Raw genomic sequence first — 26708 nt, 5'->3', positions numbered from 1 at the left:
ATCACCGGGGCCGGGTACGGTCCGGTACTTAAAGGGGGTTCGAATACGTGCACGCCAGTCCCGAATCCATCCGGCTCGAGGCCGAGCGGCAACAGCTGCAGGCCGTGCTGCGGGCACTGCCCGACATCTCCTTCGTCCTCGATGATGAGGGGCGCTACGTCCAGGTCATCGGCGGCAGCAACGAGGCGATGTATGCCGACGGCCAGGCCCTGGAGGGCAGCACCCTCCACCAGGTCCTGCCCCCCGCGGTGGCCGACCACTTCCTGACCTGCATCCGGGAGGTCCTGGAGAGCGGGGAGCTGCGTACCCTGGAATATCCCCTGCGGGTCGCCGAGGTGGAGGGCCTGCCCGCCTCCGTCCGGGAGCAGGCGCGGGCCACCGATCAGCAGTGGTTCGAGGCCCGGATCCTGCCGCTGCCCGGCTTCGACCACCCGCGGCCGGTGGTGCTCTGGGTGGCGGTGAACATCACCCACCGCAAGGCGCTGGAGGACGAGTTGCGCCGGGCGGCCACCATCGACCCCCTCACCCACCTGGCCAACCGCCAGCACCTCCTCGATCTCGCCCGGGAGGAGCTGGGCCGGGCGCGTCGCTACCACCATCCCCTCAGCCTGCTGATGATCGACGTCGACCACTTCAAGCGGGTCAACGACCGCCATGGCCACGCCATGGGCGACGCGGTGCTGGAGGCGGTGGCCCGGAACTGCCGACAGGCCCTGCGGGAGACCGACCACCTGGGCCGGGCCGGGGGCGAGGAGTTCATCGCGGTGCTGCCGGAGACGGCTGCCGAGGGGGCCCGGACGCTGGCCCGGCGGCTGGTGGAGGCGGTGGCCGGCATCGAGCCGCCGGAGCGGCCCGACGATCGGTCGGTGACCATCTCCGTGGGCGCGGCGACCCTGCGTCCGGGAGAGGGCGTGGACGAACTCATGCTCCGCGCCGATGGCCTCATGTATGCCGCCAAGGCCGCTGGCCGCAATACCATGATCACCGACGCCGATGCCCCGTCCGTCCCGCCGGAATGACCCCTGCCGAATCCCTGGTCAGTCGCTTCGCTTGCCAGGGGTGCAGGTGGAGCGCACGGTGGTCCTGCAATCAACCATCACGAGCAGGAGGCAGTATGCAGGGTTTCCGGTTCTCCGATCTGGGCAGCTTCGAGAAGATGATCGCCCCCTCCCTTATCCGCATCCTCTACTGGGTGGGTATCGTCATCATCGCCGTCGGGGTGCTGGCGCAGGTCTTCGGCGGCGTGGGCATGATGGGCCACGGCTTCGGCGGCAGTGGCTTCGGCCAGATCCTCGCCGCCCTGGTGGGCGGCGTCTTCGCGGTGCTGGTCTGGCGGGTGACCTGCGAGCTCTGGATCGTCCTGTTCGGGATCTTCGACCGACTGGGCGAGATCCGGGACGCTAACCGGGGCTGATGGAGCCCGGCCTCCCGGCCGCCAGGGCGCGGGTGAGGCGCCGATCCGGGAAGCCGGTCATTGGCGCTCGCTGTCCCGGCGCGCCTCCAGCAGCCGCTCGATCCGCTCCAGCCGGGCGTGGAGGGCCGAGAGGTCCTCGCCGGAGGCCGCCGGCGGCGCCTCCTGCTGCACCGGCTCCTGGCCGTCGGCCATGGCCGCTTCCCGGTCCATCTTCTCGTGCTCGCGCTGCATCACGTCCAGGATGATGCCGATGACCATGTTCAGGAAGACGAAGGCCGCCAGGAAGATGAAGGTGACGTAGTAGATCCAGGAGAGGGGGTAGACCGCCTGGGTCTCGTACATCAGGTCGGTCCAGTCCTCGAAGGTGGCGATGCGGAAGAGCGTGAGCATCGCCCGGAAGATGTTGCCCCACATGGCCTCGTTGATGCCGGCGAAGACCAGGCTGCCGATGGCGGCGTAGATGTAGAAGATGACGAACATCATCAGCATCACGTAGAACAGCCGCGGCAGCGACTGGATCAGCGCGTTGACCAGCATCCGCAGCTCGGGGATGAAGGAGACCAGCCGCAGGATCCGGAAGACCCGCAGAAGCCGCGCCACCAGCGCCGTCCCCGCCCACTCCGCCGGCACCAGGCTCACCACCACCACCACGAAATCGAAGACGTTCCAGCCGTGGCGGAAGAAGTGGCGCAGCCTGCCGGCGCTGGCCATGCGGATGAGGAGCTCCACCAGGAAGAAGAGCGTGACCCCGTAGTCCAGGGCGTTGATGAAGGGCAGGAAGTCCGGCTCCACCTCGTAGGTGCGTACGCCGACCAGCACCGCCGAGAGCAGGATCACGGCGATGACGAAGGTCTCGAAGAACTTGTTGTGGTGGATGCGGTGGAAGACCGCCCGGGCGCGCGCCAGTGAAGCCAAATCGGTCCCTCCTCGAAGGCCGGCAGTATAACGGATCCCCCGGCCCCTTATCCCCCGGTCAGAGAACCCTGTTCCTGGTGGCGGCCCGACCGGACTGTTCCCGGATCATCGACGAGGCTCGGCACCCGCGCTATATTTTTGAGTGCATAGCGATACGGGAGCCCAACACCCATGGCCGATAGCGAAGCCGACGTCTCACTGGAGGTGACCGCGGCCACCGCCCGGGAGCTCATCAATCTCGACCTTGCCACCCTGCTGGATGTGCGCCAGCCCTTCGAGCGGGAGGTGGAGGGCGCCCCCGAGGAGGGCATTGCGGTGCCGCTGTTCCAGTTCAAGCACCTCCTGGGCCACCGGCTGGATCCGGAGGAGCAGGAGATCCTCGACGCCGACGTCCCCGACGACCGGGAGATGCGCCACTTCATGCAGACCATCAACGGGCAGCACTTCGGCGCCGACCGGATCCTGCTCTGTCTCTGTAACAGCGGCCGGCGCAGCCTCCACGCCGCCGCCCTCCTGCGGGAGCTCGGCTTCGGTCGAAGCCTCTCCGTGGCCGGCGGCTGGCGGGCCTGGTCGGTGGCCGAAGACGGCGAGTAGCCGGATCAACCCCCCCTTCCGGTGGAACTCCCCCGTTGCGAGCCGGATTGATTCCCCGGGCCCCCGGGTCAAGGATGGGGGCACCCCGATCCGGAGGAGGCAGAGATGACACTCACCGAACAGCACTGCACACCCTGCGAGGGCGGCCAGGAGCCGCTGGACGAGGCGGCCATGGCGCCGCTGCTGGAGGAGCTGAACGCCGGCGAGGCCGCGGCCACCAACCCCTGGGCCGTGGTCTCCGGCAACCGGGCCCTCAAGAAGGGGTACAAGCTCAAGGACTTCGTCCAGGCGGTGGACTTCGTCAACCGTATCAAGGACCTGGCGGAGGCCGAGAACCACCATCCCGATCTGGAGGTGGGCTACGGCAAGGTGGTGGTCCGGCTGACCACCCACGCCATCGGGGGCCTCTCCGAGAACGACTTCATCCTCGCGGCCCGCATCGACGCGCTTGCCGGCTAGGGCAGGGGAGGAGGCCGTGTCCGCTTGACCCGCCCTGGCGTGTCCCCGCGCCATGCCTGCGCTATGCTGAGCACGGATGTCTGATGAGGAGAGGGCATGGGCAACCGGATACTGAAGGGGCTGGTGCCGACCGCCCTGCTTCTCTTGGTCGGCTGTGGTGATGACGGCGCCTCCGAGGCCCGAACCGCGGAACTGGCGGAGATCCGCGAGGCCGGCGAGCTGGTGGTCCTCACCCGCAATGCGCCGACGACCTACTACATCGACCGCGACGGGCGACCCGCCGGTCCCGAGTACGACCTGGTCGCCGCCTTCGCCGAGCACCTGGGCGTGGAGCTGCGCCTGGAGGTCCGCCACGAGATCGGGACGATCCTGGAGGACCTGTCGGCTGGCCGGGCCGATCTCGCCGCCGCCGGCCTTACCGCCACCGAGGGGCGTCAGGCGCGCTTTCGCACCGGGCCCTCCTACCAGCAGGTCCAGCAGCAGGTGATCTGTCGGCGGGGCGGGGATATTCCCTCGGATATCGCCGAGCTGCCGGACGTGGCCCTCAAGGTCATCGGCGACAGCAGCTACGTGGAGCGCCTGCAAGAACTGAAGGCCGACCGTGTGCCCGGGCTCGACTGGGAGGTGGGCCGGGATCTCAGCACCGAACTGGTCCTGGAGCAGGTCTGGGAGCGCCGGGTCGACTGCACGGTGGCCGACTCCAACATCTTCGCCATCAACCGCCGCTACTACCCGGAGCTGCTGCGCGCCTTCCCCATCACCGAGCAGGAGCCGCTGGCCTGGCTGATGCCGTCGGACGCCGCCGGGCTGGAGTCGGCCGTGGATGAGTGGATGGCGCAGTACGAGGCCGCCGGCGGCCTGGCGCGGATGCAGTCGCGGTACTACGGCCACGTGGAGATCTTCGACTACGTGGATACCGCCCGCTACGTCCGCCGTATCGACCGCCGGCTGCCGCGGTTCCGCCGCTTCTTCCACCAGGCCGCCGAGGCCGAGGGGCTGGACTGGCACCTGCTGGCCGCGCAGTCCTACCAGGAATCCCACTGGGATCCCGCCGCCCGCAGCCCCACCGGGGTCCGGGGTCTGATGATGCTCACCCAGCCCACGGCGCGGGAGGTGGGGGTCGAGAACCGGCTGGATCCCCGGCAGAGCATCCGGGGCGGGGCGCGCTATCTCGCCGATCTGCGCCAACGCCTCCCGGACTCGGTAACCGGTCGGGACCGGACCTGGCTGGCGCTGGCCGCCTACAACGTCGGGATGGGTCACCTCTACGATGCCCGCCGGCTGGCCGAGCGCCTGGATCGGGACCCGGACCGCTGGACGTCCATGCGGGAGGTCCTGCCGCTGCTCACCCAGCCGCGCTACTACCGCGACCTGCGCTACGGCTACGCCCGGGGTAACGAGCCGGTCCACTACGTCCGCCGGATCCGGAACTACGTCGATATCCTGGAAAGGCAGCTCGAGGGGTAGCCGCCTCATGTCCCCGGCTTGCCCCCTTCGGTATGCTGAAGGCAGAACATCGATGAGGAGGGGACATGGCGGGCTGGATGCGGACAGGGCTGGTACTGGCGGCGATATTCTTTGCCGGGGCGGCCGGGGCGCGGCCATTGAGTCTGGTCGCGACCATCCCCCCCTACGCCATGCTCGCCGAGGCGGTCGCCGGTGAGGGGGCCGAGGTCCATCTCCTGGTCCGCCGTGGCCACGATCCCCACCACTACGAGCCGGGCAGTCGCGACCGCGCCCGCCTGGAGTCCGCCGACCTGGTGGTCCACAACGGGATCGGTGCCCAGCACGTGGAGCAGGTGGTACGGCGGGCTGGCGCACCGCGTTTTGCCGTGGCGGATGCGGTGGAATTCGAGCCCGTTCGCGACGAATCCGGCGCCATCAATGGCCATATCTGGCTGGATCCCGGGATCATGTCGGCCGCCGCCGGGGCCCTGGCCGAGCGGCTGGCGGAGCTGCGCCCGGAGGAGGCCGAGGCCTTCCACCAGCGCGCCGCGGCCTTCCGCGCGGCGGTGGCCGAGGCCGACGAGGCCGCGACGGGTCGGCTCGCCGAACTCCCCATCCGGCAGGTGGTCACCTACCACCCCGGCTTCGACTACTTCTTCCGCCACTACGACCTGGGGGTGGCCGGAACCTATCTCGACCTGCGCGGCAACGAACCCGGTCCGCGTCAGGTGGCGGGACTCATCCGGACCCTGCGCGAGTCGTCCATCCCGGTCCTCTTCGGCGAGCCGCAGTTGCCGCCGGACCCCATCCGCGCCCTGGCCGACGAGGCCGGGGTCGGGGTGGCGGAGCTGGACCCCCTGGGCTTCGCCGAGGCGGTGGCAACCTATCCCGATCTCCTGCGGCTCAATGCCCGCCGGATCGCGGAGGCCTACGGTGGCTGAGGCGGCCGGCTCGCCGCTGATCCGCGTCTCGGGCCTGACGGTGCGCTACGGCGCCGTCACCGCCCTGGACCACGTGGATCTGGCCATCACCCCGGGGATGTTCCTGGCGGTGCTGGGCCCTAACGGCTCCGGCAAGACGACCCTCTTTCGCTGCCTGCTGGGGCTGGCCGAGTACGAGGGGCGGGTGGAGAGCCGCGCCCGGCGCATCGGGTACGTACCCCAGATCAAGAACTTCGACCGCTCCTTCCCGGGGCGCTCGGTGGAGGTGGTGATCTCCGGGATCGTCGGCGCCTGGCCCGGGCCGCTGGCCCTGCGCCGCCACCGGGAGCGGGCCTGTGCCGCGCTGGCGGAGGTGGGCGCCGATGCCTTCGCCGACCGGCCGCTGCACGCCCTCTCCGGGGGGCAGCTCCAGCGGGTCTATCTCGCCCGGGCGCTGGTCCACGGCCCCGACCTGCTCATGCTCGACGAGCCGGCTGCCGGCGTGGACCGCGCCGGCGAGGCGGATCTCTACGAGTGCCTGGAGGGTTACCAGGCGCGCAATCCCGAACTGGCGGTGGCCATGATCACCCACGACTGGGAGGTGGCCCGCCACCACGCCGATACCTCGTTGCTGCTGGACCACTCGGTCCTCGCCTTCGGCCCCTCGGCGGAGGTCCTCACGGAGGATACCCTGCGCCGCGCCTTCGGCCACGTGGGCCACCACCACGACCTGGGGGTGACCTCGTGATGGAGCTCTTCACCTACGGTTTCATGCAGCGCGCCCTGGCGGCCGGGATCCTGGCCGGCCTGCTGGGCGGACTGGTGGGGGTCTTCCTGGTCCAGCGGCGGCTCGCCTTCCTCGCTGCCGGCGTGAGCCACGGCGCCTTTGCCGCCATCGGCCTGGGGCTGGTGCTGGGGGTGGCGCCCTTCCAGGTCGCCCTCCCGGCGGCGGTGGGGCTGGGGCTGGCCATCGCCTGGCTGCGCCGCCGGGGGCTGGCGGAGGATACCCTGGTGGGGGTGCTCTTCGCCGTGGGCATGGCCCTGGGGGTCATCCTGCTGGAGATCTCCGGTGCCAATGCCAGCCTCTCCGCCTTCCTGTTCGGCTCCATCCTGGCCATCGGCCCCTCGGATCTGGCTCTGCTGGCGGTGGTGACCGCGGTCGTCGGCGGTTTCCTGCTCCTGGCCTGGGGTCGGCTGACCCTGGTGACCTTCGACCGCGAGCTGGCCCAGGCCTCCGGGCTGCCGGTGGCCGCGCTGGACTACGCCTTCTTCGCCGCCGCCAGCCTCGCCATCATCGCCGCCGTGAAGCTGGTGGGGATCGTCCTGGTGAGCAGCTTCTTTGTTGTGCCCGCGGCCACCGCCCGGCTGGTCGGCGGCAGCTTCGCGCTGGTAACGGGCCTGGCAGCCCTCATCGGAGCGGCCACGGCGGTCGCCGGGCTGGCCCTCTCCTGGTACCTGGAGGTGCCGGTGGGGGCGCTCATCGTGGTGGTCCAGGCGGCGGTCTTCGGCGGGGTGGTGGCGATCCGGCGGGTCGCGGCCTGAGATATACCTCGGGCGGGAACGCGGCCTTCCGGGCGCGTTGCGGGGCTACTCGATGGGGAGGGCGGTTCGGGAACAGACCGGAAAGGGCCGGGGCAGGAGGTGCCCCGCGCCCTTCCCGCGCGAGGGGAGCCGTTTAGTGCTCGTGGCCCTCGGGGCCGTGCACGTGGCCGTGCTCCAGCTCTTCGGAGGAGGCGTCGCGGATGTCGACCACCTTCACGTCGAAGTGGAGGGTCTCGCCGGCCAGCGGGTGGTTGGCGTCGACCTCCACCTCTTCGTCACCGACGTTGGTGACGGTCAGGACGATGGTGTCGCCGTCCGGGCCCTGGGCCTGGAAGCGATTGCCCACCGCCACCTCGGCGCCCTCGGGGAACATGTCCCGCGGCACCGTCTGCAGCAGCTGGTCGTCGCGCGCGCCGTAGGCGTCGTCGGGGGCCAGGGTCACCTGCACCTGCTCACCGGGCTCCTTGCCCACCAGGGCATCCTCGAGGCCGGGGATGATGTTGCTGCTGCCGTGGAGGTAGGCGAACTGCCCCCCGGTGGACTCGTCGATGACCTCGCTGTTGTCATCGGTGAGGGTGTAGTCAATGGTGACTACCTTCTGGCTCTGGATGTTGCTCATGAAGACTCCGGATGTGTCGTGTTGATCGGCCGGGTCGGAACCCGCCTGCGGCGATCCTAACACCCTGAACCGGCACGCCGTTAACCCCGCTGGTCGATCCGGTCAAGCGATGTCCACCACGCGGGAGCCATCCTGGTACTCGATGCGCCAGCCGGGCCACGCCGGTAGCTCGCCCCGGGCCGGGATGGTGCGCCGGCGGCCGGCGGTCTTCTCCACCCGGATCCGGCGGCGGCGGAGGTCGTAGTGGACCCGCGCCTCGGCGCCCTCCAGCCCCAGGCGGCGGGGATAGTGCTCGTCGAAGCGCTCCCGCTGCCAGCTCGGAACGCCCTGGAAGGCGAGGTCCCCGGCCTCGATGAGGGCCAGGTCCTCGCCGCTCTCCACCCCCAGCTCCGCCAGCCGGTTGGCCAGCCAGGCCGCCGGCTCCGGGGCCGGCTCGCCCTCGCCCCACTCCAGGTGGAGGTAGAGGTTCCAGGCCTCGATGGCCTCGCTCACCGCCTCCCCCGTGCCGGCGAAGAGCCGGCCGGCCAGGACGAGTTTGGCGGCGGCCTCACGCAGGGCGGGCCCCGTGGGCTCCACCGCCTCGCTAGCGAGGGTCCGGCCGGCGAGGGTCCGCCTCTCGGTGACGGTGATCCGTTCGCCGTCCCAGTCGGGGTCGGCGACCTCGGTGCCCCCGACCCCGGCGGCGGCCAGGGTGGCCGGCTCCACGGGACTGGCGCAGGTGGCGCGGTTGACCGTCTCGTTGGTCCCCTTGCCGGGGACGGCGTGCTGGTCGAAGACCACCGCCGCCTCGGCCTCGTCGGGCAGGCGCGACTCCTCGGCGACCACCACCTCCTCGGTGCCGTTGCCCAGGGCCTGGCGGCGCTTGAGACGGCGGACGAAGCCGAGCTCCGGGACCGCCGACACCGCCGCCTGGAGCAGGGCGGCCAGCGGCGGCGGGTCCTCGGTTCGCCGTGGCAGGTCCAGGGCGGCGCGGATGTCGTCGGCCAGCCGGCGCGCCTCGTTTACCGTCGACTTGCGCAGCGGTACCGGCCGGGGCGGGTCGGCGCGCACCAGGCGGATGAGGGTGGCGGCGTCGTCGGGCTCCGGCGCCCAGTCCAGCAGGGTCTGGCGCTGTTCCTCGCCCTTGAGAGGGCCCAGCAGGTTGGGCCCGGCCGTCAGCGCCGCCGCCAGATCGGCCATGGCCGCCGTGGTCGCCGGATCCGGCATGGCGGTGATGAGGTGGGCGAAGAGCGGATCCAGGGGCAGCGGGAAGAGGCGGCGGCCGTGATCGGTGAGGTGGCCGGCCTCATCCAGCGCCGCCATGGCGGTGAGCCGGGTCTCCGCCCGCTCCACGGCGTGGGTCGGCAGGGGGTCGGGGAAGGCGAGATCCCGGGCCGGGACCCCGGCGGCGGCCGCCGCCAGCAACAGATCGTCCAGCTCCTCCCGGGCGACCTCCGGCGGGGTATGCGCCTCCAGCCGGGCGCTGCGCGACCACAACCGCAGGCAGCGGCCCGGGCGCAGGCGGCCGGCGCGACCGGCGCGCTGGTCGGCGGCGGCCTGGCTGATGGCGTGGAGCCCCAGGACCGAGCGCCCGCCCCGGTGGTGGGTCCGGCGCTCCAGCCCGGCGTCGATGACCGACGTCACCCCGGGCAGGGTCAGGGAGGTCTCGGCGACGTTGGTGGCGAGGATTACCCGGGGCCGATCGGCTGCCGTGAGCGCCCGATCCTGAGTGGCGTTGTCGATCCCGGCGTGGAGTTCGATGACCTCCGCCGCCAGGTCGCCCAGGGCCTCGGCGGCGGCGCGGATCTCGCCCCGGCCGGGGAGGAAGACCAGGCGGTCGCCGCGGTCGTCGGTCCGCTCCAGGTCCCGGCGCACCGCAGCGGCCACCCGGTCGGCCAGCCCGCGGGTGGTGGGCAGCTCCGGCTCCCCGCTGTAGGTCGTCTCCACCGGGTGCTGGCGGCCCTCGGCCCGCAGGCGGGCGGCGTCCAGGTAGTCGGCCAGGGCCGCCCCGGCCAGGGTGGCGGAGGTGACCACCAGCCGGTGTCGCCCGTGGTGGCGTAGTAGCGCCAGCAGGAGATCGGTGTCCCAGCGGCGCTCATGGAATTCGTCGAGGATCACGGTGGCGAAGCCGGCCAGGCCGTCGGCGGCGAGCCAGCGCAGGGCCACGCCGGGCGTGGTGAAGATCGCCGCCGAGTCATCGCGGTAGCGGCTGTCGAAGCGCACCGCCCAGCCGATGCCGTGGCCCGGCTCGGTACCGGCCAGGCCGGCGACGTGGCGGGCCAGGGAGCGGGCCGCGATCCGCCGCGGTTCCACTACCAGAGTGCGGCCGGCGTCGGCGCACCACAGCGGCAGCCGGGTGGACTTGCCGCTGCCGGTGGGCGCCTCCCCCCCCACGTGGCCGGTAACCGCCTCGAACTCCGGGCGCAGGGTGTCGATGGGCTGTTCATCCATGGCGCCATGGTAACAAGGGCAGCCGATGCGCACGGGGCCTGGCAGTGACCTCTCGGCCCACTGGAAAAGCATTACCCCTGGCAGGTGGTCAGGAGGGGCCCTGGAGGCCAGAATCTCCTTTGAACAAATCTTCACGGAGATGCGGACGTGAGCGAGACGGTGACCCGGCGAAGCACCTGTTACGAGTGCGATGCCAACTGCCCCTTCGATGTGACCATCAACGCCGAGGGGAAGGCGACGGCGGTCTCCGGGCCCGACTGCCCGCGCGGGGCGGCGCAGCTGGAGCGCGAGTACCACCCCGACCGGCTGCTCTACCCCATGAAGCGGGTGGGGCCGCCGGGGAGCGACGAGTTCCAGCGGATCTCCTGGGACGAGGCGCTGGCCACCATCGCCCATCGACTCTCGGCGGTGAAGGCGGAGCACGGCGCCGAGCAGGCCGGGTTCTTCGCCGGCTACACCAAGGAGGGGCGACCGCAGCTCCAGCGCCTGGCCCACTACTTCGGCTCGCCCAACTACCTTACCGAGGCCGGCTGCTGCTTCTCGGCCACCATGGTCGCGGAGAAGCTCACCCTGGGCTACAAGCTCAAGTCGGCGAGCCTTAACGCCTCCACGGCCACCCGCTGCCTGCTCTTCTGGTCCACCAACCCGCCCGGCTCGGTGATGCCCTTCGAGGAGCACCCGCTGCTCCACCCCGAGCAGGAACGGACCACCATCGTGGTGGACCCGCGCCGGACGGAGACCGCCGAGCGCGCCGACCTCCACCTCCAGCCCCGCCCGGGGACCGACGGCGCCCTGGCCCTGGCCTTCCACCACGAGATCTTCGCCAACGGCTGGGCGGACGAGGCCTTCCTGGCGGAGTGGGGCAGTGGCGTGGAGGAATTCCGCGCCTACGTCGCTGATTTCACGCCGGAGTGGGCGGCCGATGTCTGCGGCGTGCCGGCCGACGATATCCGCCGGGCGGCCCGGCTCTATGCCACCAGCGGCCCGGCCCAGATTGCGCTGTCGCCCACGGCGACGGTGCAGCACTCCAACGGCTTCCAGAACCACCGCGCCATCGTCCTGCTGCCGGCGGTGACCGGGAACCTCGACATCGAGGGGGGCAACCGCTTCTTCCTGGACAAGGTGCGACCGAAGTCCATCGACGGCTTCCGCGAGCGCATCGGCGACCTGCCGCCGCGGCTGGGGGACGAGGACTTCCCCGTCTGGACCCGCTACTGGCCGGCGGGGCAGTCCATGCCGCTGCCCGATGCCATCCTCGAGGGCGAGCCGCAGCCCATCCGGGCGCTCTTCGCCATCGGCATCAACGCCGCCATGTGGCCCAACACCGCGCGCATGTACCAGGCCCTGGAGGCGCTGGACTTCTTCGCCTGCGTGGACTTCTTCCTGACCGAGACGGCCAAGCGGGCCGATATCGTACTCCCGGCAGCCACCAGCCTGGAGCGGGAGGCGCTGGTAGCCTATCCCGGCTGCCAGTTCCGGGGCGAGGTCCGTTACCGCGACGCCGTCCTGGCCCCGCGCGGCGAGGCGCGGGCGGATGCCCAGATCAGCCTGGACATCGCCGTGGCCCTGGGTATGGACGAGGACTTCTGGCACGGCGACCTCGCCGCTGCCTGGGCTGAGGCCGCCGAGGGGCTGGAGCCGGAGATCCGGCGCCAGGCCTACGAGGATCCCGACGGCGCCACCGTCTTCGCCGATGCCCTGGACGAGGAGGGCTTCGAGGGGCAGCGGCTCTACGAGGTGCGCGGCTTCCCCACCGCCACCGGCCGCATCGAGTTCGACAGCCGGGAGCTGCGCGATGCCGGCCACGACGGCCTGCCGATCTGGCGGGAGCCGGCGGAGAGCCCGGTGAGCACGCCGGAACGGGCGGCGGAGTTCCCCCTGGTGCTTACCAGCGGCGGCCGCAGCAAGTACTACACCCACTCCCAGCAGCAGCGTTTCCCCTCCACCCGGGCCGCCGACCCGGTGCCCCGGGCCACCATGCATCCCGAGACCGCCGCCGAGTACGGCCTCGCCCACGGCGACCGGGTGCGCGTGGCCTCCCCGCGCGGGGCGGTGGTCTTCCATGCCGAGGTGGCCGACACCGTGGCCCCCGGCGTGGTCCACTGCGTCCACGGCTGGGCGGAGGCGGAGATCAACCGCCTCACCGACGATGCCCACCCCGACCCCATCAGCGGCTTCCCGCCCTTCAAGTCGGGGCTGTGCCGGGTGGAGCCGGCCTGAGCCGGGCCCGTTGCCAGGTACCGTATCCGGCGCCATAGTTGGGGGAAACATCGAGTCCGAGTGCAGGAGGCAGCGATGACGGCGGAAGCGGTCGAGGTCCCCGAGGCGCGGCGCCACCGCTTCTCGGTGGAGGACTACCAGCGGATGGTCGAGGCCGGGGTCTTCGGCGAGGACCAGCGGCTGGAACTGGTACAGGGAGAGGTACTGGAGAGGGCGCCCATAGGGAGTTGGCATGCGGCGGTGGTGGACTGGCTCAATCGTCGGTTCTGGAATTGTGCCGGTGGTGCCGCCCATGTCCGGGTCCAGAATCCGGTGGCCCTGCCGCCGGACTCCGAGCCCCAGCCGGATCTCGCCCTCCTGGCCCCGCGCGCCGATGGCTACGCCAGCGCCCATCCCGGCCCCGAGGCGGTCCGGCTGCTGGTGGAGGTGGCCGAGGCGAGCAGTAGCTTCGACCTGGGACCGAAGGCGGCGCTCTACGCCGCCACCGGGATCCCGGAGTACTGGGTGGTGGATGGGGCTACCGGGGAACTGGTGGTCCACCGGCGGCCGGCGGACGGCCGCTGGGGGGAGATCCGCCGCCCTGCCCTGGGCGAGGCGGTGAACCCCGTCCATCTGCCCGAGTGTGCCCTGTGCCCCGGGGACCTGCCGCCCCGTCCCGGCTCCGGGGGGTGACATGCCCCACCTGATCCTGGAATACGCCGAGGATGCCGTTGCCCGCGACGAGCTCCCGGCGCTGCTGGCCGAGGTCCACGAGGTCGCCCGGGCTACCGGGCTGTTCGCCGAGTCCCGCATCAAGGTCCGGGCGCGGCCGGTGGCTGACTACCTCACCGGCGGCGAGCGCCGCCCCTTCGTCCACGCCGAGCTGCGTATCCAGGCCGGCCGTTCCCCGGAGGAGCGCAAGCGGCTCGCCGAGGCCGTCCTCGCCATCCTGCGCGCCCGGCTGGCCGGCACCGTCCTCACCGCCGAGGTGGTGGAGATGGACTCGGCGGCCTACGCCCGTTTCTACCCCGAACCCGAGGAGGGAGGTCCTCCGTGAGACGTGGTCGCATGCGGCGGAACGACGGGGGCTGAGCCCTTCCTCGCGCCGCGGTATCATGGCCCGCCACGGCAGCGAGGAGGAGTGGATGCGCTACAACCGGCTCGGCACCAGCGATCTCGAGGTCTCCGAGATCGGCCTGGGCACCATGACCTTCGGCGATCAGAACAGCGAGGCCGAGGCCCATGAGCAGCTCGACTACGCCCTGGAGCGGGGGATCAACCTCGTGGACACGGCGGAGCTCTATCCCGTCCCGCCGAAGGCGGAGACCCATACCCGCACCGAGCAGTACATCGGCAACTGGCTGGCCGCCGAGCCCGCCCGCCGGGACCGGATCATCCTGGCCACCAAGGTCACCGGCCGGTCCCGGGTCCTCCCCTGGATGCGCGGCGACCAGGGTGAGCTGCCACGGGTGGATCGCAGCAATATCGAGCGCGCCATCGAGGGCAGCCTGCGGCGGCTGCGGACCGACCATGTGGACCTCTACCAGATCCACTGGCCGGAGCGGAACGTGCCCAAGTTCGGCGAGCCGCGCTTCGACCCCCACCGGGAGTGGGAGGCGACCCCCATCCGGGAGCAGCTGGAGGTCCTCAAGGGGCTGGTGGACGCCGGCAAGGTCCGCTACATCGGGCTGTCCAACGAGACGCCCTGGGGCGTGGCCGAGTTCACCCGCCTGGCCGACGAGCACGGCCTGCCCCGGGTAGTCTCCATCCAGAACGCCTACAACCTCATCAACCGCAGCTTCGAGCACGGCCTGGACGAGGTCGCCTGGCGCCAGGGCGTGCCGCTGCTGGCCTACTCGCCCCTGGCCTTCGGCCACCTCACCGGGAAATACCTTGATGGCGGCGCGCCGGCCGGTGCCCGGCTGACGGTCTACCCCGAGTTCGGCAACCGCTACGCCAAGCCCGGCGTCCCCGAGGCGTGCCGGGAATACGTCGAGCTGGCCCGGGAGGCCGGCCTGGACCCGGCGCAGATGGCCCTGGCCTTCGTCCGCCAGCAGTTCTTCACCGCCAGTACCCTGGTGGGCGCCACCTCCATGGAGCAGCTCAAGGCCGACATCGACAGCGTCGACATCACCCTGAGTGACGACCTGCTCACTCGCATCGACGCCATCCACCGCCGCTGGACCAATCCGGCGCTGTAAGCGCCTGCTCGTCGTGGCTACAGCAGCCAGTCGATGGGCAGCCAGGCGATGATCGCCATGCCCATCCGCTGCCAGAGGTTGCTGTGGGGTTCGGTCTCGTGGCGGATGGCCTCCCCGTCCGGGCCGCGTTCCAGCCAGTAGAGGCCCCGGGCGTCGTGGCCCACCCGCCAGGCGCTGTCGGGGATGGTGTCCGCAAAGGAGGAGTGGATCCGCTCGGCCAGCCCGGGGCTCTCGATGATGAAGCCCATCTCCGTGTTCAGGTTGGCGGAGCGGGGGTCGAAGTTGAAGGTCCCGACGAAGACGTGTTCGCCATCGATGGCGAAGGTCTTGGCGTGGAGGCTGGAGCCCGAGCTTCCCAGCAGGCCCGCGCGGACCTCTTCCTCCGGCTGATCCGCCAGGGCGCGCATCTCGAACAGATCGATGCCGGCGTCCAGGGCCGCTTCGCGGTACTTGGCGTAGCCGGCGTGAACCAGGAATACATCCGTGGCCGCCAGGGAGTTGGTGAGAACCCGAACCTCCACGCCCTGATCCACCAGTTTGCCGAGGGTCGAGAGCCCGGTCCGGGTCGGTACGAAGTAGGGCGAGATGAGGTCCAGCCGATCCTCCGGTTCGCCCATGCGCGCCAGGAGCTGCCGGGTGATAAGTCCGTCCGGCTCCGCCCTGCCCAGGCCCTTGGCCGGGTCGTCGCTGACCAGCTCCATGGGTGCCCATTCCAGCTCGGCCGTGCCGGCCAGCAGCCGCGTCACCGGTCCCGGGCGGTCCAGTGCCTCGGCGTAGGGGCCGGCCTCCGGCGTGGTCACCGCTTCGCCCTCCGGCGGGGGAGGCAGGACGGTCGCCGCGGGGTAGGCGGAATCACTGGCCCAGTAGCGGTCAAAGTCGTCGGCCATGGCCCCGACCACCGGCCCCACGGCGAGGATATCCAGATCGGCGAACAACGGGCCCTCGGCCGCGCCGAAGTATTCGTCCCCGATGTTGCGGCCACCGCTGATGGTGGCCTGATCGTCGGCGGTGAGCGACTTGTTGTGCATTCGGTGGTTGAGGCGGGGGAGATCCACCAGGAATTCCAGGCGTTTGAAGGTCCGGAAGGTGAAGGGGTTGAACAGCCGGACCTGGAAGCGCGGATGGGCATCCAGGGCGGCCAGGGTGGCATCGAGGCCGTCCAGCCCGTTGTCATCCACCAGCAGCCGCACCCGCACACCCCGCTTGGCGGCGTCGTGGAGGGCATCGAGCATCAGACGGCCGGCGCGGTCGTCGCGCCAGACGTAGTAGCGCACATCCAGCGCCTTCTCCGCGGCCCGGATCAATCTCAGTCGGACCGCCAGGGCCCCCGGAGAGTCGGTGAGGGTGGCGAAGCCCGAGCGGCCGGGATGGTCTTCCGCCAGCGGGGCGACGGCCCGGCCCAGCGGGGTCCGGCGGGCCTCCTCGGGCGGCAGCGCGCTGGATTCCGTCCGTTCTCCCAGGGAGGGCAGGCGATCACAGCCCGTCAGCAGGCCCAGCAGGAGCAGGGCGGCGAGCCAGCCGGCGGCGGTTCGGGCGGATCGGGGCATGGGAGACTCGCGGATGGTCCTGTCCTCCAGTCTGTCAGCCGTGGCCGCCGGGGTCAGCCGTCCTCTCCCGCTGGTGGGCGCCCGGCCTTTCCCTTACTCACCCAGGGTGGGGCAGGGGCCGGGTTTGTCCTAGCATGGGGGAGGTCCAGCAGGAGGCCCCATGCCCTTCCACGGAGTCCCGCCCCGCCGCGCCTGGCTCTTCCGGCCCGAGCCGGCCGCCGATGTCGCCGTCTCCGACGCTGCCGCCTGGCGGCTGAATCCGGCTCATCGCTGGGTCTACAACAAGCTGGAGCTGGCGCTCTCCCAGGGGCTGATCGCGGCGCCGGCCGGGGTGGAGCCCCGGGAGATGGGGCTGGCGGCCGATGAACCGGTCTTCGTCCGCCCCATCACCAACCTGGCCGGCATGAGCCTAGGCGCCTACCCGGACCGGGCCGGTTCGGTCGCGCCGCCGCCGGGGAGCTTCTGGAGCGAGCGGCTGGTCGGGGAGCAGTCCTCCACCGACTGCCTGGTGCGCGACGGTGAGGCGCTCTGGTTCGCCCACACCGTCGCCGGGGACGAGTGGGTGGATGGCCGCCCGCTCTACTGGCGCGTCGGCGTGGAGCGCCCGGCCAACGAGGCGCTGATCGCGGAGTGGGTGGCCGCCAACCTCCCCGGCTACACCGGGATCACCAATTTCGAGGTCATCGGCGACACCATCATCGAGGCCCACCTGCGCGGTTCCAACGGCTTCTACGAGCACTACGGCGATGACTTTCTTCCCGCCTGGGTCGAGCTGGTGGACCGCGGGCACTGGAACGGGCTGGACCCCGTCCCGGGCGGCTACATCCTCTCCCTGTTCACGGAGGAGGCGGGCCCCTTCGCGGTCCCGGAGGGGGAACTCCCCAGCCACCCCGGCGTCGCCATCCAGGCGGATACCGACGCCGCCGGCCGGCCCACCCACGGCCGTGTCGCCATCCTCCGGAGCCGGGACCTGGACGCCGGCCGGGCCGCGCTGGCGGAACTCGCGGGACGGATGGGAGTCCCGAGTAATACGTGTATTAGAATAAACTGATTGAGAGTCGAGAGCGGAGAGACCCATGAGTGCCGAGAACATGCAGATCCATGACCCCCACGTGACCGATATCGTCGACGAGGCGGAGATCTGGTCCTCCTTGCTGCCCCTGGACGGGGCGCGGGTCATCGAGCTGGGTTGCGGCGCCGCCGCCCATACCTGCGCCATCGCGGGGACGGGCCGGCCCGCCTCGGTACTGGCCTGCGAGGTGGATGACATCCAGCACGAGAAGAACTGCGTGGCCACGGATATGCCGGCCGGGGTGGCGTTCGCCCGGGCCGGGGCCGAGGCGATCCCCGCGGAGGACGACAGCGCCGACATCGTGATGATGTTCAAGTCGCTGCACCACGTCCCCATGGAGTCCATGGATGCCGCCATGGCCGAGATCCGCCGGGTGCTGCGCCCGGGCGGCGTGGCCTACATCTCCGAGCCGGTCTACGCCGGGGACTTCAACGAGGTCCTGCGCCTGTTCCACGACGAGGGCGAGGTCCGCCGGGCCGCCTTCGAGGCGGTGCGCCGCGCCGTGGCCGAGGAAACCCTGGAGCTGGCGGAGCAGCGCTTCTTCAACACCCGCAATGACTTCGAGGACTTCGCCGACTTCGAGAACAAGGTCCTCGGCGTCACCCACACCGAGCACAACCTCAGCCCGGAACTCCACCAGACCGTGCGCGAGACCTTCGAGCAGTACATGGGCCCCGAGGGTGCCCGCTTCGAGATGCCCATCCGGGTCGACCTGCTTCGCCACCCGGCCTAGCGCGGGCTCAGCCGTCCCGGCGGCGCTGCACCAGGTCGCTCAGGGCGGCGGCAATGATCCCCGCCGGCATGGCGATGAGGCCGATGCCGGCGATGGCGGTGATCCCGGCAAAGATCCGGCCCAATGGGGTGATCGGGTAGACGTCGCCGTAGCCCACCGTGGTCAGGGTGGCGACGCTCCACCACAGGGCGCGGGGGATGCTGCCGAAGGACTCCGGCTGGGCCTCGGCCTCGAGCACGTAGAGGACCGAGGCGGAGACCAGCAGCAGGAAGCCGGCGGCGGCCACGCTGATGAGGAGTTCATAGCGGCGACCCCGCAGGGCCTCGACGAGGTCGTTCAGGGCGGCGGTGAAGCGGCCCAGCCGCGCGATGCGCAATAACCGCAAAAGCCGGGCCAGCCGCAGGAGGAAGCTCTCCTGCCCGCCCAGGAGGAGCAGGGAGGGGAGGATGGCCAGCAGGTCGACGATGGCCCAGAAGCTGACCATGTAGCGCAGGCGACCGGTGATCCCGGCGTAGCGCGGTTCGACCCCGACGGCCGCCAGGCGCAGGAGGTACTCCACGCTGAAGGCGATGACGAAGAAGGCCTCCAGCCCGATGAACAGCCCCGTCGGAACGGCCTCCCGGATGACGGGCTCGGTCTCCAGGACCGCCGTCAGGGAGGCGGCGATGATCAGGCCGATGACTATCCGGTTGGTCCAGGAGAGCCGGGTGTCCCCGTGACCGTTGCTCAGGGCGGCGTGGAGTCGTTCCAGCCCGGCCACGATGGCCTCAGCCGCCGTTCAGGCTGCGGTAGAAGAACTCCGGCGCGGCCAGGGCGCCCATGTGGGTGCCGTAGTTGTAGTACTGGGTGGTGAAGGGGCGGTCGCGGATGTCGTCCTCCCGCGGCTCGCCGATGAGGTCGTCGGTCCGCGCCATGGTTGCGCTCCACCAGCCGGAGGGGTAGACCGGCTGGGGGAAGTGCAGGCTCAGGACGTCCAGGAAGCCGGCCTCGCGCAGGCCGTTGTGGATCTCGCCGAGCAGCCGGGTGTGGTACAGGGGCGATTCGCTCTGCTGGACGAAGATACCGCCGCTGCTCAGGGCCCGGGCGCACTCCTGGTAGAAGGCCACGTCGAACAGCCCCTCCGCCGGCCCGATGGGGTCGGTGGAGTCGACGATGATGACATCGATGCTGTTGTCCTCCGACCGGCGCACCCACTCGATGCCGTCGCCGAAGTGGAGGCCGGCGCGTTCGTCGTCGTTGGCGTCGGTAAGGGTGGGGAAGTACTCCTCCGCCAGTTGGGTGACGCGCTCGTCGATCTCCACCTGGTCGGCGCGCTCCACCTCCGGGTGCTTGAGGACCTCGCGCAGGGTGCCGCAGTCGCCGCCGCCGATGATGAGCACCCGGCGCGGCGCCGGGTGGGTGTAGAGCGCCGGGTGGCTCATCATCTCGTGGTAGAGGAAGTTGTCCCGGTCGGTGAGCATGATGAAGCCGTCGATGACCATCAGGCGGCCGAAGGTCTCGGTCTCGTAGATGGCGATGTGCTGGTAGTCCGACTGCTCCTCGTGGAGCTTCTCGCGGATCCGCAGGGAGAAGGCGGTACCACCCTCGTCGCAGACCTCGGTGAACCAGTTCGCATCATCCAGGGCCATGGGATCCCTCGTCTTGCCGTGGTGGGGCCGGCGGGTGCCGGGAGTCCGGCAACCCTACCCGAAGGACGCGCCCTGCGGCAACGGAATCGGCTGCACCGGCCCGATCCAGCCGGCATAATGGCCCCATGAGCGACTGGACCCCGGCGGCGGCGCGCCGCCTCTACAACCTCCCGCGCTGGAGCGGCGGCTACTTCGACGTGGGCGAGGCCGGCGACCTGGCCATCCGGCCCTGCGGACCGGAGGGCCCGACGCTGGACTGGCGCGAGCTGGCCGCCGGGATCCGGGAGCAGGGGCTGCACTGGCCGGTGCTCATCCGCTTCGCCGATATACTGCGCGACCGGGTCCGCCGCCTCACCGGCGCCTTCGCCACCGCCTGCGAGCAGGAGGGGTACGGCGCTGCTCATACCGCCGTCTACCCCATCAAGGTCAACCAGCAGCGCAGCGTGGTGGAGACCATCCGCGATGCCGACCCCGAGGCCGTGGGGCTGGAGGCCGGCTCCAAGCCGGAGCTCATGGCCGTCCTCGGCCTCTCCCGCCCCGGCGGGACCGTGATCTGCAACGGCTACAAGGATCGCGAGTACATCCGCCTGGCGCTGGCGGGTCGGCGCATGGGCCTGGCCGTCTACATCGTGGTGGAGAAGCTCTCCGAGCTGGACCTGGTGCTGGAGGAGGCCGAGCGCATGGGCCAGGAGCCCCTGCTCGGCGTGCGCGTGCGGCTGGCCTCCATCGGCGCCGGCAAGTGGCAGAACACCGGCGGGGACAAGTCCAAGTTCGGCCTCTCCGCCAGCCAGGTGCTGGCGGTGGCCGAACGGCTGCGCGCTGCCGGCCGGGCCGACTGCCTGCGGTTGATGCACTTCCACCTGGGTTCCCAGATCCCCAATATCCGCGATATCCAGCGCGGCCTGCGCGAGGGGGCGCGCTACTACGCCGAGCTGCGCCGTATGGGCCTGCCGGTGGAGACGGTGGACGTCGGCGGCGGCCTGGGCGTGGACTACGAGGGGACCCGCTCCCGCTCGGCCTGTTCCATCAACTACACCCTCCAGGAGTACGCCAATAACGTCGTCCGCGCCTTTGCCGAGATGGCCAGCGAGGCGGGACTGCCCTGCCCCCACCTCATCACCGAGTCCGGCCGGGCGATGACCGCCCACCACGCCGTCCTGGTCACCAACGTCATCGATACCGAGCGCGTCACCGACGAGGGGGAGGTGGCCGAGCCGGACGCCGAGGCCCCCCGCATCGTCCGCGACCTCTGGGAGGGGCTGAACCAGTTGCGCGCCGGCGACGATGCCCGCTCGCCGCTGGAGGCCCACCACGACGCCAGCCACTGGCTGGCCGAGGCCCAGCAGATGTACGTCCACGGCGTCCTCGACCTGGATCGCCGGGCGGAGGCGGAGCGGCTTTTCTACGCCACCGCCGCCGCCGTGCGCCAGCGGCTGCAGCCCACCGCGCGCAGCCAGCGCGAGGTCCTGGACGACCTCAACGAGCGGCTGGCGGACAAGTATTTCCTCAACTTCTCCCTCTTCCAGTCCCTGCCCGACGTCTGGGCCATCGACCAGATCTTCCCGGTGATGCCGCTGCAGCGGCTGGACGAACGGCCGGACCGGCGCGGCATCATCGAGGACATCACCTGCGACTCCGACGGCCGCATCGATGCCTACGTCGACGGCGACGGCCTGGAGGCGAGCCTGCCGCTGCACGCCCCCGGCGAGGGGGAGGAGTACCTCCTGGGCTTCTTCATGGTGGGCGCCTACCAGGAGATCCTCGGCGATATGCACAACCTGTTCGGTGATACCGACTCCGTGACCGTGGAGCTGGACGGCGAGGGGGGGTACCGGCTGGGCTCGGCGGAGCGTGGAGACACCGTGGATTCCGTGCTACGTTACGTTCGCTTCGATCCGGCGGGACTGCTCGCCGCCTGCCGCGAGACGCTGGCCGCATCCGGGCTCGATGCCGAGGCGCAGGCCACCTGCCTGGACGAGCTGGCCGCCGGCCTGCGCGGTTATACCTATCTCGAGGACTGAATCATCCGGGAGGCAGCCATGGCCGACGCCATTCAGGTGGAACGCGACCCCGATACGGAAAGGCTGGAGGCGCTGGGCGTCTACGACTGGCCGGTCTGGGAGAAGGAGGCCTCCGAGTTCCCGTGGACCTATGACGGACGGGAGACGGCCTATATCCTTGAGGGCGAGGTGACCGTGACCCCCGACGGCGGTGAGCCGGTGGTGATCCGGGCCGGCGATCTGGTCACCTTTCCGGACGGCATGAGTTGTCACTGGAACATCCATCGCGACGTGCGCAAGCACTACCGCATCGACTAGGCAAGCGCCCCGGAGGCCGGCCGTGGAGAATCCCTACCTCCCCTTCATGTCGCAGGATGCGATCACCTACGTGGACGCCTACCGCAGGGCCATCGACTGGACCCCGGAGAAGATCGCCCAGCAGATGGCGTGGTTGGGGGGGCGGGTCAACGGTGAGGAGCTGCAGGACTCCGCGGTCTATGCCGAGTACCGCGGCTACGAGCACGCCCTGCGCTGGGTCAGCGATCGCGAGGAGCCCGACTTCTTCGTCTTCCTCGGCTCGGATAACGACTATGACGAGGCGCGTCGCTCCGCCGGCGACTTCGGCCAGCAGCGTATCGAGGAGCTCACCGAGCAGCTGCGTACCCAGCGCGAGGAGACCAACCGCCTCAAGCGCGAGAAGCAGGAGGCCGACGGCGGCATCGCCCGGCTGAAGAGCGAGGTCGCCGCCTGCAAGCACCAGCTCTCCAACTGCCACGGCATGCAGTACATCCTCATGGCCGTCGCCGCCGCCTTCTTCATCATCAGCCTGGTGCTGGCCATGCTGGGCTAGCGCCCGAACCGCACCATCCCCGAGGAGGCAGCATGCGCACCGCCGTCATCGGCACCGGTCTCATGGGCGCCCCGCTCGCCCGCCGCCTGCTGGCGTGCGGCCACGAGGTCCACGTCTACAATCGCACCCCCGAGCGCGCCGCCGCCCTGGCCGAGGACGGCGCCACGGTGGCTACCAGCGCCACCGAGGCCGTAGCGGCGGCCGACTGGGTGGTCACCATGGTCGCCAATGCCGACGCCCTGCGCGCCACCCTCCTGGACGACCCGGAGGCCCGTGCCGCGCTGGCCGGTCGCCGGGTGGTGAACATGGCCACCATCGGCCCCGACCAGGCCCGGGCCATCGGCGCCGAGGTCGAGGCGGCCGGCGGCGAGTTCATGGAGTGCCCGGTGCTCGGCTCCATCCCCGAGGCGAAGGCCGGGACCCTCATCCTCATGTTCGGCGGGACCAGCGCCCAGGCCGAGGCGGCCGGGCCGCTGCTCGCCGCCTTCGGCGAGGACCTGCGCCACGTCGGCCCGGTGGGCTCGGCGGCGGCACTCAAGCTCGCCATGAACCAGCTCATCGCCAGCCTCACCAGCGCCTTCGCCTTCGCCCTGAGCTATACCGAGGCCGAGGGGGTGGACCCGGCGATGTTCATGGGCGTGCTGCGCGACTCCGCCCTCTATGCCCCCACCTTCGACAAGAAGGTCGGCCGCATGCAGGAGGGCCGCTTCGGCGACCCCAACTTCCCCGTCGCCCACCTGCTCAAGGATGTCCGCCTCATGCGGGCCGCCGCCACCGAGCAGGGCATCGACCCGGCGCTGCTGGCCCCGGTGGAGCAGGCCCTGGCCGCCACCGCCGAGGCCGGCCACGCCGAGGACGACTACTCCGCCCTGATCACCGCCTACCGCCCCGGCTGAGGGGGCGACGTGCTCGAGATCAACCGCCGCCTCCACATCCCCGAGGAGGAGATCGAGTACCACCCCATCCGCGCCAGCGGCCCGGGCGGGCAGAACGTCAACAAGGTGGCCACCGCCATCCAGCTGCGCTTCGACATCCACGCCTCCTCCCTCCCGGAGGAGGCCCGCCAGCGCCTGCTCCACTACCGCGACCACCGGATCACCCGGGACGGCACCATCGTCATCAAGGCGCAGAACTACCGCAGCCAGGAGCAGAACCGCGCCGACGCCCGGGAGCGCCTGGGCGAACTCCTGCGCGCCGCCCTGCATACCGACAAGCCCCGCCGGCCGAGCCGCCCCAGCCGCGCCTCCCAGAAGCGCCGCAAGGAGGCCAAGCAGCAGCACAAGCAGAAGAAGGCCATGCGGCGGCGCCCAGAGTAGATCGCTAGCGGATTGGTCATAAGGCGATATAGTATATGGGAAAGCAAGAGCGCGAATCGTTGGCGAAAAAATCGCACATTTAATAATGTCTTCCTTAGGGTCTGAATGGATATATTATTAAATGCTGAGTTTTTCTCCTGGAAGAGGCAAAGATGAAAAAAGAGGGATGGCCAGATAGGCTCTTATCTATAAAAAGGTACAAGGCCCTTAAAAAAGAATGGAGAAAAGAAAACAAGAAAAAGCGGCAAAAACGGAGACGGAACCTTTCCAGAAAGCCAAGAATACTAGATAGGTTTTATGATCCTGACCGACAAAGAAAGCGCGGTTCGAAAAGCGATATAAATATAAAAGTGCCGCCAGTGTTTTCTATAATTGATAACCCCGAGAAGTCTCTTGAGGTAGTTTATGAGCTAGCGAATGAATATATCAGTAATAGTGTGCGAGAAATAACCATCGATCATAGTAGAATGCAAGAAGTTGATCTTGCGGCCGAGGCAGTTCTCGATAGAGTGGCAAAAGAGATAAAAACTGGAAGTTCGTTTAAACGGAAAAAAACCAAGTTTTATGGTCATTACCCGGATGATAAAAATTTAAAGAGGTTTATTAAGGGTGTGGGAATAGTAAAAACTTTGGACTTGCAGCACGAGCGCCTGCCGCAAAAAGAAGAAAGCGACCTTAGGGTGTTCAGCAGGACAGGCCGCAAGTTCGATAATGATTTGAATCCGAAAGACTCCGACTATATTGAAAGAGTTGGGACTGAATTTGTTGATCATATAAATGACTGCCTAAAAGACCATGGAACAATGTTGGCCCCGGGGGCGAAGCAGCGCCTTTCCGAGTACACCGGCGAGATTATTAAGAACGCTGTTGAACATGGAGGCGAACATGACTGGGCGATTTATGGGTACTTAGATAAAAATCATCCTGACCATATTTGCGAAATCACTATTTTTAATCTTGGGAAAACTTTTTCTAGGAGTTTTTTAGAGCTTGATGAGGCTAGCGTATCTTGGCAAGAGGTTAAACCGTATATCGAGGAACATGAGAAGAAAGGGTTTTTAGGGCGTGATTGGAAGGTCTCCGATCTTTTGACCTTAGTTTCCCTGCAAGGCCACGTTAGTAGTAAACACGAAGATAAGCGTTCGGATAGAGGGCAAGGTACGGTAGAGCTGATCGAAGTCTTCCAGAATCTGCATGAAGAATGCATGAAAGAGGGTTCTAGCTCCAGTTCCGCAAAAATGGCCTTGGTGTCAGGAAGTACTCATATCTATTTTGATGGAAAGTATAGGATGAAAGAAGATGCACATGGTCGAAGCGTGATTGCGTTCAATGAAAGGAATGATCTCACGCAAGAACCTGATAAGAATTATATATCAACAATGAAGAATATTAATTTTCCTGGGAGCATAATAAGCATCAAGTTTCCGATGGTTTACTCTGGCTCAGAGAGAGAATCAATATGAGTGCTAATGAATTAACAGTCGAGATCGATTTGAAGAATCATGGCGGCCCGGTTTTCGCGGGACGGGAGAGGGGGAAGAAGGTTCGGGAGGCAGTAAAACTGGAAGATATTGATAGGGATGAGAGTAAAAAGGTTAAAGTCGTCATTCCGGACGATACTTACTCCATAAATAGCTCCTTTTTTCTCGGTCTTTTCGGCGATAGCATCCGGCATGCTGGAAGCAAAGACAGCTTTTTGAGAAAGTTTGAATTTTATGCCCCAGGCCACTTTCGCCCTAAGATAGAATCTTATATTTCGAGGGCTTTGTTTGAGCGCAGGGGGTTGCTTTGATTGGTAAGGTTTATTATGTGACCTTTCTTTGGGGCATAAGCTGGTGTGCGTCAGCGGCTGAACAAGATTCAGGTTCGGCTGAAGCAGGAGCGGAAGTCCTCTCTTCGCTAGGAACTTCAGGAGTCGTTTCTGTTATTGGAGCAGTTGTTTCGGTTGCGGTGCTAGCCGTGAATCTGTGGCGCATGCGTGTTGAAAGACAGCGTCGCAATGTCGATCGAGGAATATCGGTGAGAGACCAGTTTTGGGTTAGAACGGTGATATTTCCAATGTGTTTTGAGCCGCTTGTGGAGTTTATTTTTGGGGCTATGGAGGAGATTGATTCCATACCGGAACTAGAAAAGTACGCGCCCACAAGTGGTTCCGCAAGCAATTATGATCTATTTTTGCAAGATTTTCAATATGAGAAGGGCAAGATTTCCAATAGGCTCTTTTTGGTGCGATTAATAGACTACAATGTGTATTCCGAAATTGCCCAAGAGCTTGACGTTATCGAGGATGAAGTTTCCAACTTTTGTTGGGCGAACAGTCGTAATGCAGGCCGTGCTGAAAATGGCCAAGAATCTACGCCGTTGGCTGTCCAATCCAATTTGGCTAGCCGTCTTGAGCGCATGCTCAGTAAGCTAAAACAATATCAAGATGGTTGGGCATGCGGAGAAGGGGCCCGGTCTGTGGTTTCTGATAGGGTATTGAGTAATGGCCCCTAGATCTTTTGGGGCCCCTGGCCCTCAGACTAGTTGTCGCCTCGTGAGGTAGGATGTTCTTAGAAAAGCCGGGGCGATAGGAGTGACGAGTGGCACGATATTCCCGGGAGCGGCGTGAGGCTGTAGTGGCCAAGATGTTGCCGCCCCACAACCTGAGTCCGCAGACGGTGGCCGAGCAGGAAGGCATTGCCCTGGGCACGCTGTACAAGTGGCGTAACGAGGCTCGAGCCCAAGGGACCTGCGTCCCGGATGCCGATGCCGGTGGTCCCGAAGGCTGGAGCAGCCGAGACAAGTTCGCGGCGGTCGTGGAGACGGCGGCCATGAACGAGC

29 protein-coding genes are annotated in these 26708 nt (G+C 68.2%); 23 read left to right on the top strand and 6 right to left on the bottom strand.

Annotated elements, in window-relative coordinates:
• Positions 1-47: 47 nt before the first annotated feature.
• Positions 48-1019: a sensor domain-containing diguanylate cyclase gene (locus tag BM272_RS12540; RefSeq protein ID WP_093429141.1), complete on the top strand. Its 972-nt coding sequence runs from the start codon at positions 48-50 to the stop codon at positions 1017-1019.
• 95 nt (positions 1020-1114) lie between these two features.
• Complete coding sequence (locus BM272_RS12535) at positions 1115-1414, top strand: DUF4282 domain-containing protein (RefSeq protein WP_159433093.1); 300 nt, start codon at positions 1115-1117, stop codon at positions 1412-1414.
• Between the two features lie 57 nt (positions 1415-1471).
• Here BM272_RS12535 and BM272_RS12530 read toward each other — a convergent pair whose 3' ends face one another.
• Complete coding sequence (locus BM272_RS12530; RefSeq protein ID WP_162841052.1) at positions 1472-2329, bottom strand: ion transporter; 858 nt, start codon at positions 2327-2329, stop codon at positions 1472-1474.
• Between the two features lie 171 nt (positions 2330-2500).
• Here BM272_RS12530 and BM272_RS12525 point away from each other — a divergent pair, with 171 nt between their 5' ends.
• From BM272_RS12525 to BM272_RS12500, 6 genes are all read left to right on the top strand, one after another.
• Entirely contained in the window at positions 2501-2923 is a 423-nt protein-coding gene (locus BM272_RS12525) for a rhodanese-like domain-containing protein (RefSeq protein ID WP_093429139.1), read from the top strand.
• A 105-nt stretch (positions 2924-3028) separates the two neighbouring features.
• The gene (locus BM272_RS12520; protein WP_093429138.1) at positions 3029-3382 is read left to right on the top strand and encodes a 4a-hydroxytetrahydrobiopterin dehydratase; all 354 of its coding nucleotides are present in this window, start codon (positions 3029-3031) and stop codon (positions 3380-3382) included.
• Between the two features lie 96 nt (positions 3383-3478).
• Positions 3479-4849, top strand: a complete 1371-nt coding sequence (gene mltF, locus BM272_RS12515) for a membrane-bound lytic murein transglycosylase MltF (RefSeq protein WP_093429137.1) — start codon at positions 3479-3481, stop codon at positions 4847-4849.
• Positions 4850-4914: 65 nt separating this feature from the next.
• A complete protein-coding gene (locus BM272_RS12510) occupies positions 4915-5769 on the top strand; it encodes a metal ABC transporter substrate-binding protein (protein WP_093429136.1) in 855 nt (284 codons plus the stop codon).
• Entirely contained in the window at positions 5735-6496 is a 762-nt protein-coding gene (locus BM272_RS12505; protein WP_093429135.1) for a metal ABC transporter ATP-binding protein, read from the top strand. Before BM272_RS12510 ends, BM272_RS12505 begins: the two co-directional genes overlap by 35 nt.
• The gene (locus BM272_RS12500; protein ID WP_093429134.1) at positions 6496-7290 is read left to right on the top strand and encodes a metal ABC transporter permease; all 795 of its coding nucleotides are present in this window, start codon (positions 6496-6498) and stop codon (positions 7288-7290) included. The genes BM272_RS12505 and BM272_RS12500 overlap by 1 nt, the downstream gene beginning before the upstream one ends.
• Before the next feature lie 133 nt (positions 7291-7423).
• Here BM272_RS12500 and BM272_RS12495 read toward each other — a convergent pair whose 3' ends face one another.
• Positions 7424-7909: an FKBP-type peptidyl-prolyl cis-trans isomerase gene (locus BM272_RS12495; RefSeq protein WP_093429133.1), complete on the bottom strand. Its 486-nt coding sequence runs from the start codon at positions 7907-7909 to the stop codon at positions 7424-7426.
• A 102-nt stretch (positions 7910-8011) separates the two neighbouring features.
• On the bottom strand, positions 8012-10339 hold the full coding sequence (locus BM272_RS12490; RefSeq protein WP_093429132.1) for a helicase-related protein: 2328 nt from the start codon (positions 10337-10339) through the stop codon (positions 8012-8014).
• 147 nt (positions 10340-10486) lie between these two features.
• Here BM272_RS12490 and BM272_RS12485 point away from each other — a divergent pair, with 147 nt between their 5' ends.
• From BM272_RS12485 to BM272_RS12470, 4 genes are all read left to right on the top strand, one after another.
• Positions 10487-12559 carry a molybdopterin-containing oxidoreductase family protein gene (locus BM272_RS12485; RefSeq protein ID WP_240308134.1) on the top strand — a complete coding sequence of 691 codons (2073 nt, stop codon included), beginning with the start codon at positions 10487-10489 and terminating at the stop codon, positions 12557-12559.
• 75 nt (positions 12560-12634) lie between these two features.
• Positions 12635-13231, top strand: coding sequence for a Uma2 family endonuclease (locus BM272_RS12480; RefSeq protein WP_093429131.1), 597 nt, complete (start codon positions 12635-12637; stop codon positions 13229-13231).
• Position 13232: 1 nt separating this feature from the next.
• Positions 13233-13595, top strand: a complete 363-nt coding sequence (locus tag BM272_RS12475) for a 5-carboxymethyl-2-hydroxymuconate Delta-isomerase (RefSeq protein ID WP_093429130.1) — start codon at positions 13233-13235, stop codon at positions 13593-13595.
• An 88-nt stretch (positions 13596-13683) separates the two neighbouring features.
• Positions 13684-14739 carry an NADP(H)-dependent aldo-keto reductase gene (locus tag BM272_RS12470; protein WP_093429129.1) on the top strand — a complete coding sequence of 352 codons (1056 nt, stop codon included), beginning with the start codon at positions 13684-13686 and terminating at the stop codon, positions 14737-14739.
• 17 nt (positions 14740-14756) lie between these two features.
• Here BM272_RS12470 and BM272_RS12465 read toward each other — a convergent pair whose 3' ends face one another.
• A complete protein-coding gene (locus BM272_RS12465) occupies positions 14757-16286 on the bottom strand; it encodes a phospholipase D family protein (RefSeq protein ID WP_093429128.1) in 1530 nt (509 codons plus the stop codon).
• A 160-nt stretch (positions 16287-16446) separates the two neighbouring features.
• Here BM272_RS12465 and BM272_RS12460 point away from each other — a divergent pair, with 160 nt between their 5' ends.
• Positions 16447-17337: a hypothetical protein gene (locus BM272_RS12460; protein WP_093429127.1), complete on the top strand. Its 891-nt coding sequence runs from the start codon at positions 16447-16449 to the stop codon at positions 17335-17337.
• A 25-nt stretch (positions 17338-17362) separates the two neighbouring features.
• Positions 17363-18091, top strand: a complete 729-nt coding sequence (locus BM272_RS12455; protein ID WP_093429126.1) for a class I SAM-dependent methyltransferase — start codon at positions 17363-17365, stop codon at positions 18089-18091.
• 7 nt (positions 18092-18098) lie between these two features.
• Here BM272_RS12455 and BM272_RS12450 read toward each other — a convergent pair whose 3' ends face one another.
• Together BM272_RS12450 and speE are read right to left on the bottom strand one after the other, a co-directional pair.
• Positions 18099-18851: a potassium channel family protein gene (locus BM272_RS12450; protein WP_162841051.1), complete on the bottom strand. Its 753-nt coding sequence runs from the start codon at positions 18849-18851 to the stop codon at positions 18099-18101.
• A 7-nt stretch (positions 18852-18858) separates the two neighbouring features.
• A complete protein-coding gene (gene speE / locus BM272_RS12445) occupies positions 18859-19719 on the bottom strand; it encodes a polyamine aminopropyltransferase (protein WP_093429125.1) in 861 nt (286 codons plus the stop codon).
• A gap of 125 nt (positions 19720-19844) precedes the next feature.
• Between speE and speA the strand changes: the two genes are divergently transcribed.
• The 9 genes from speA to BM272_RS12415 form a co-directional block, all read left to right on the top strand.
• Positions 19845-21740 (top strand): biosynthetic arginine decarboxylase, encoded by a 1896-nt coding sequence (gene speA, locus BM272_RS12440; protein WP_093429124.1) that lies wholly within the window; start codon positions 19845-19847, stop codon positions 21738-21740.
• A gap of 18 nt (positions 21741-21758) precedes the next feature.
• Positions 21759-22037 carry a cupin domain-containing protein gene (locus BM272_RS12435; RefSeq protein ID WP_093429123.1) on the top strand — a complete coding sequence of 93 codons (279 nt, stop codon included), beginning with the start codon at positions 21759-21761 and terminating at the stop codon, positions 22035-22037.
• A gap of 22 nt (positions 22038-22059) precedes the next feature.
• The gene (locus BM272_RS12430) at positions 22060-22569 is read left to right on the top strand and encodes a hypothetical protein (RefSeq protein WP_093429122.1); all 510 of its coding nucleotides are present in this window, start codon (positions 22060-22062) and stop codon (positions 22567-22569) included.
• A gap of 32 nt (positions 22570-22601) precedes the next feature.
• A complete protein-coding gene (locus tag BM272_RS12425; protein ID WP_093429121.1) occupies positions 22602-23465 on the top strand; it encodes an NAD(P)-dependent oxidoreductase in 864 nt (287 codons plus the stop codon).
• Between the two features lie 9 nt (positions 23466-23474).
• Positions 23475-23885, top strand: coding sequence for an alternative ribosome rescue aminoacyl-tRNA hydrolase ArfB (gene arfB, locus BM272_RS12420; protein WP_093429120.1), 411 nt, complete (start codon positions 23475-23477; stop codon positions 23883-23885).
• A gap of 152 nt (positions 23886-24037) precedes the next feature.
• Positions 24038-25348 carry a hypothetical protein gene (locus BM272_RS13640; protein WP_143613282.1) on the top strand — a complete coding sequence of 437 codons (1311 nt, stop codon included), beginning with the start codon at positions 24038-24040 and terminating at the stop codon, positions 25346-25348.
• Positions 25345-25677, top strand: coding sequence for a hypothetical protein (locus BM272_RS13635; RefSeq protein ID WP_143613280.1), 333 nt, complete (start codon positions 25345-25347; stop codon positions 25675-25677). Before BM272_RS13640 ends, BM272_RS13635 begins: the two co-directional genes overlap by 4 nt.
• Positions 25674-26381: a hypothetical protein gene (locus BM272_RS13630; RefSeq protein ID WP_143613278.1), complete on the top strand. Its 708-nt coding sequence runs from the start codon at positions 25674-25676 to the stop codon at positions 26379-26381. The genes BM272_RS13635 and BM272_RS13630 overlap by 4 nt, the downstream gene beginning before the upstream one ends.
• A gap of 86 nt (positions 26382-26467) precedes the next feature.
• A partial coding sequence (locus BM272_RS12415) for a transposase (protein WP_143613276.1) occupies positions 26468-26708 on the top strand: 241 nt, incomplete at its 3' end.

Origin of the sequence: Thiohalospira halophila DSM 15071, assembly GCF_900112605.1 — a bacterium.
In the GTDB taxonomy this organism is placed as follows: Bacteria; Pseudomonadota; Gammaproteobacteria; order Thiohalospirales; family Thiohalospiraceae; genus Thiohalospira; species Thiohalospira halophila.
The sequence above is the reverse complement of the archived record's forward strand: the minus strand, read 5'-3'. Positions and strand labels throughout refer to the sequence as shown.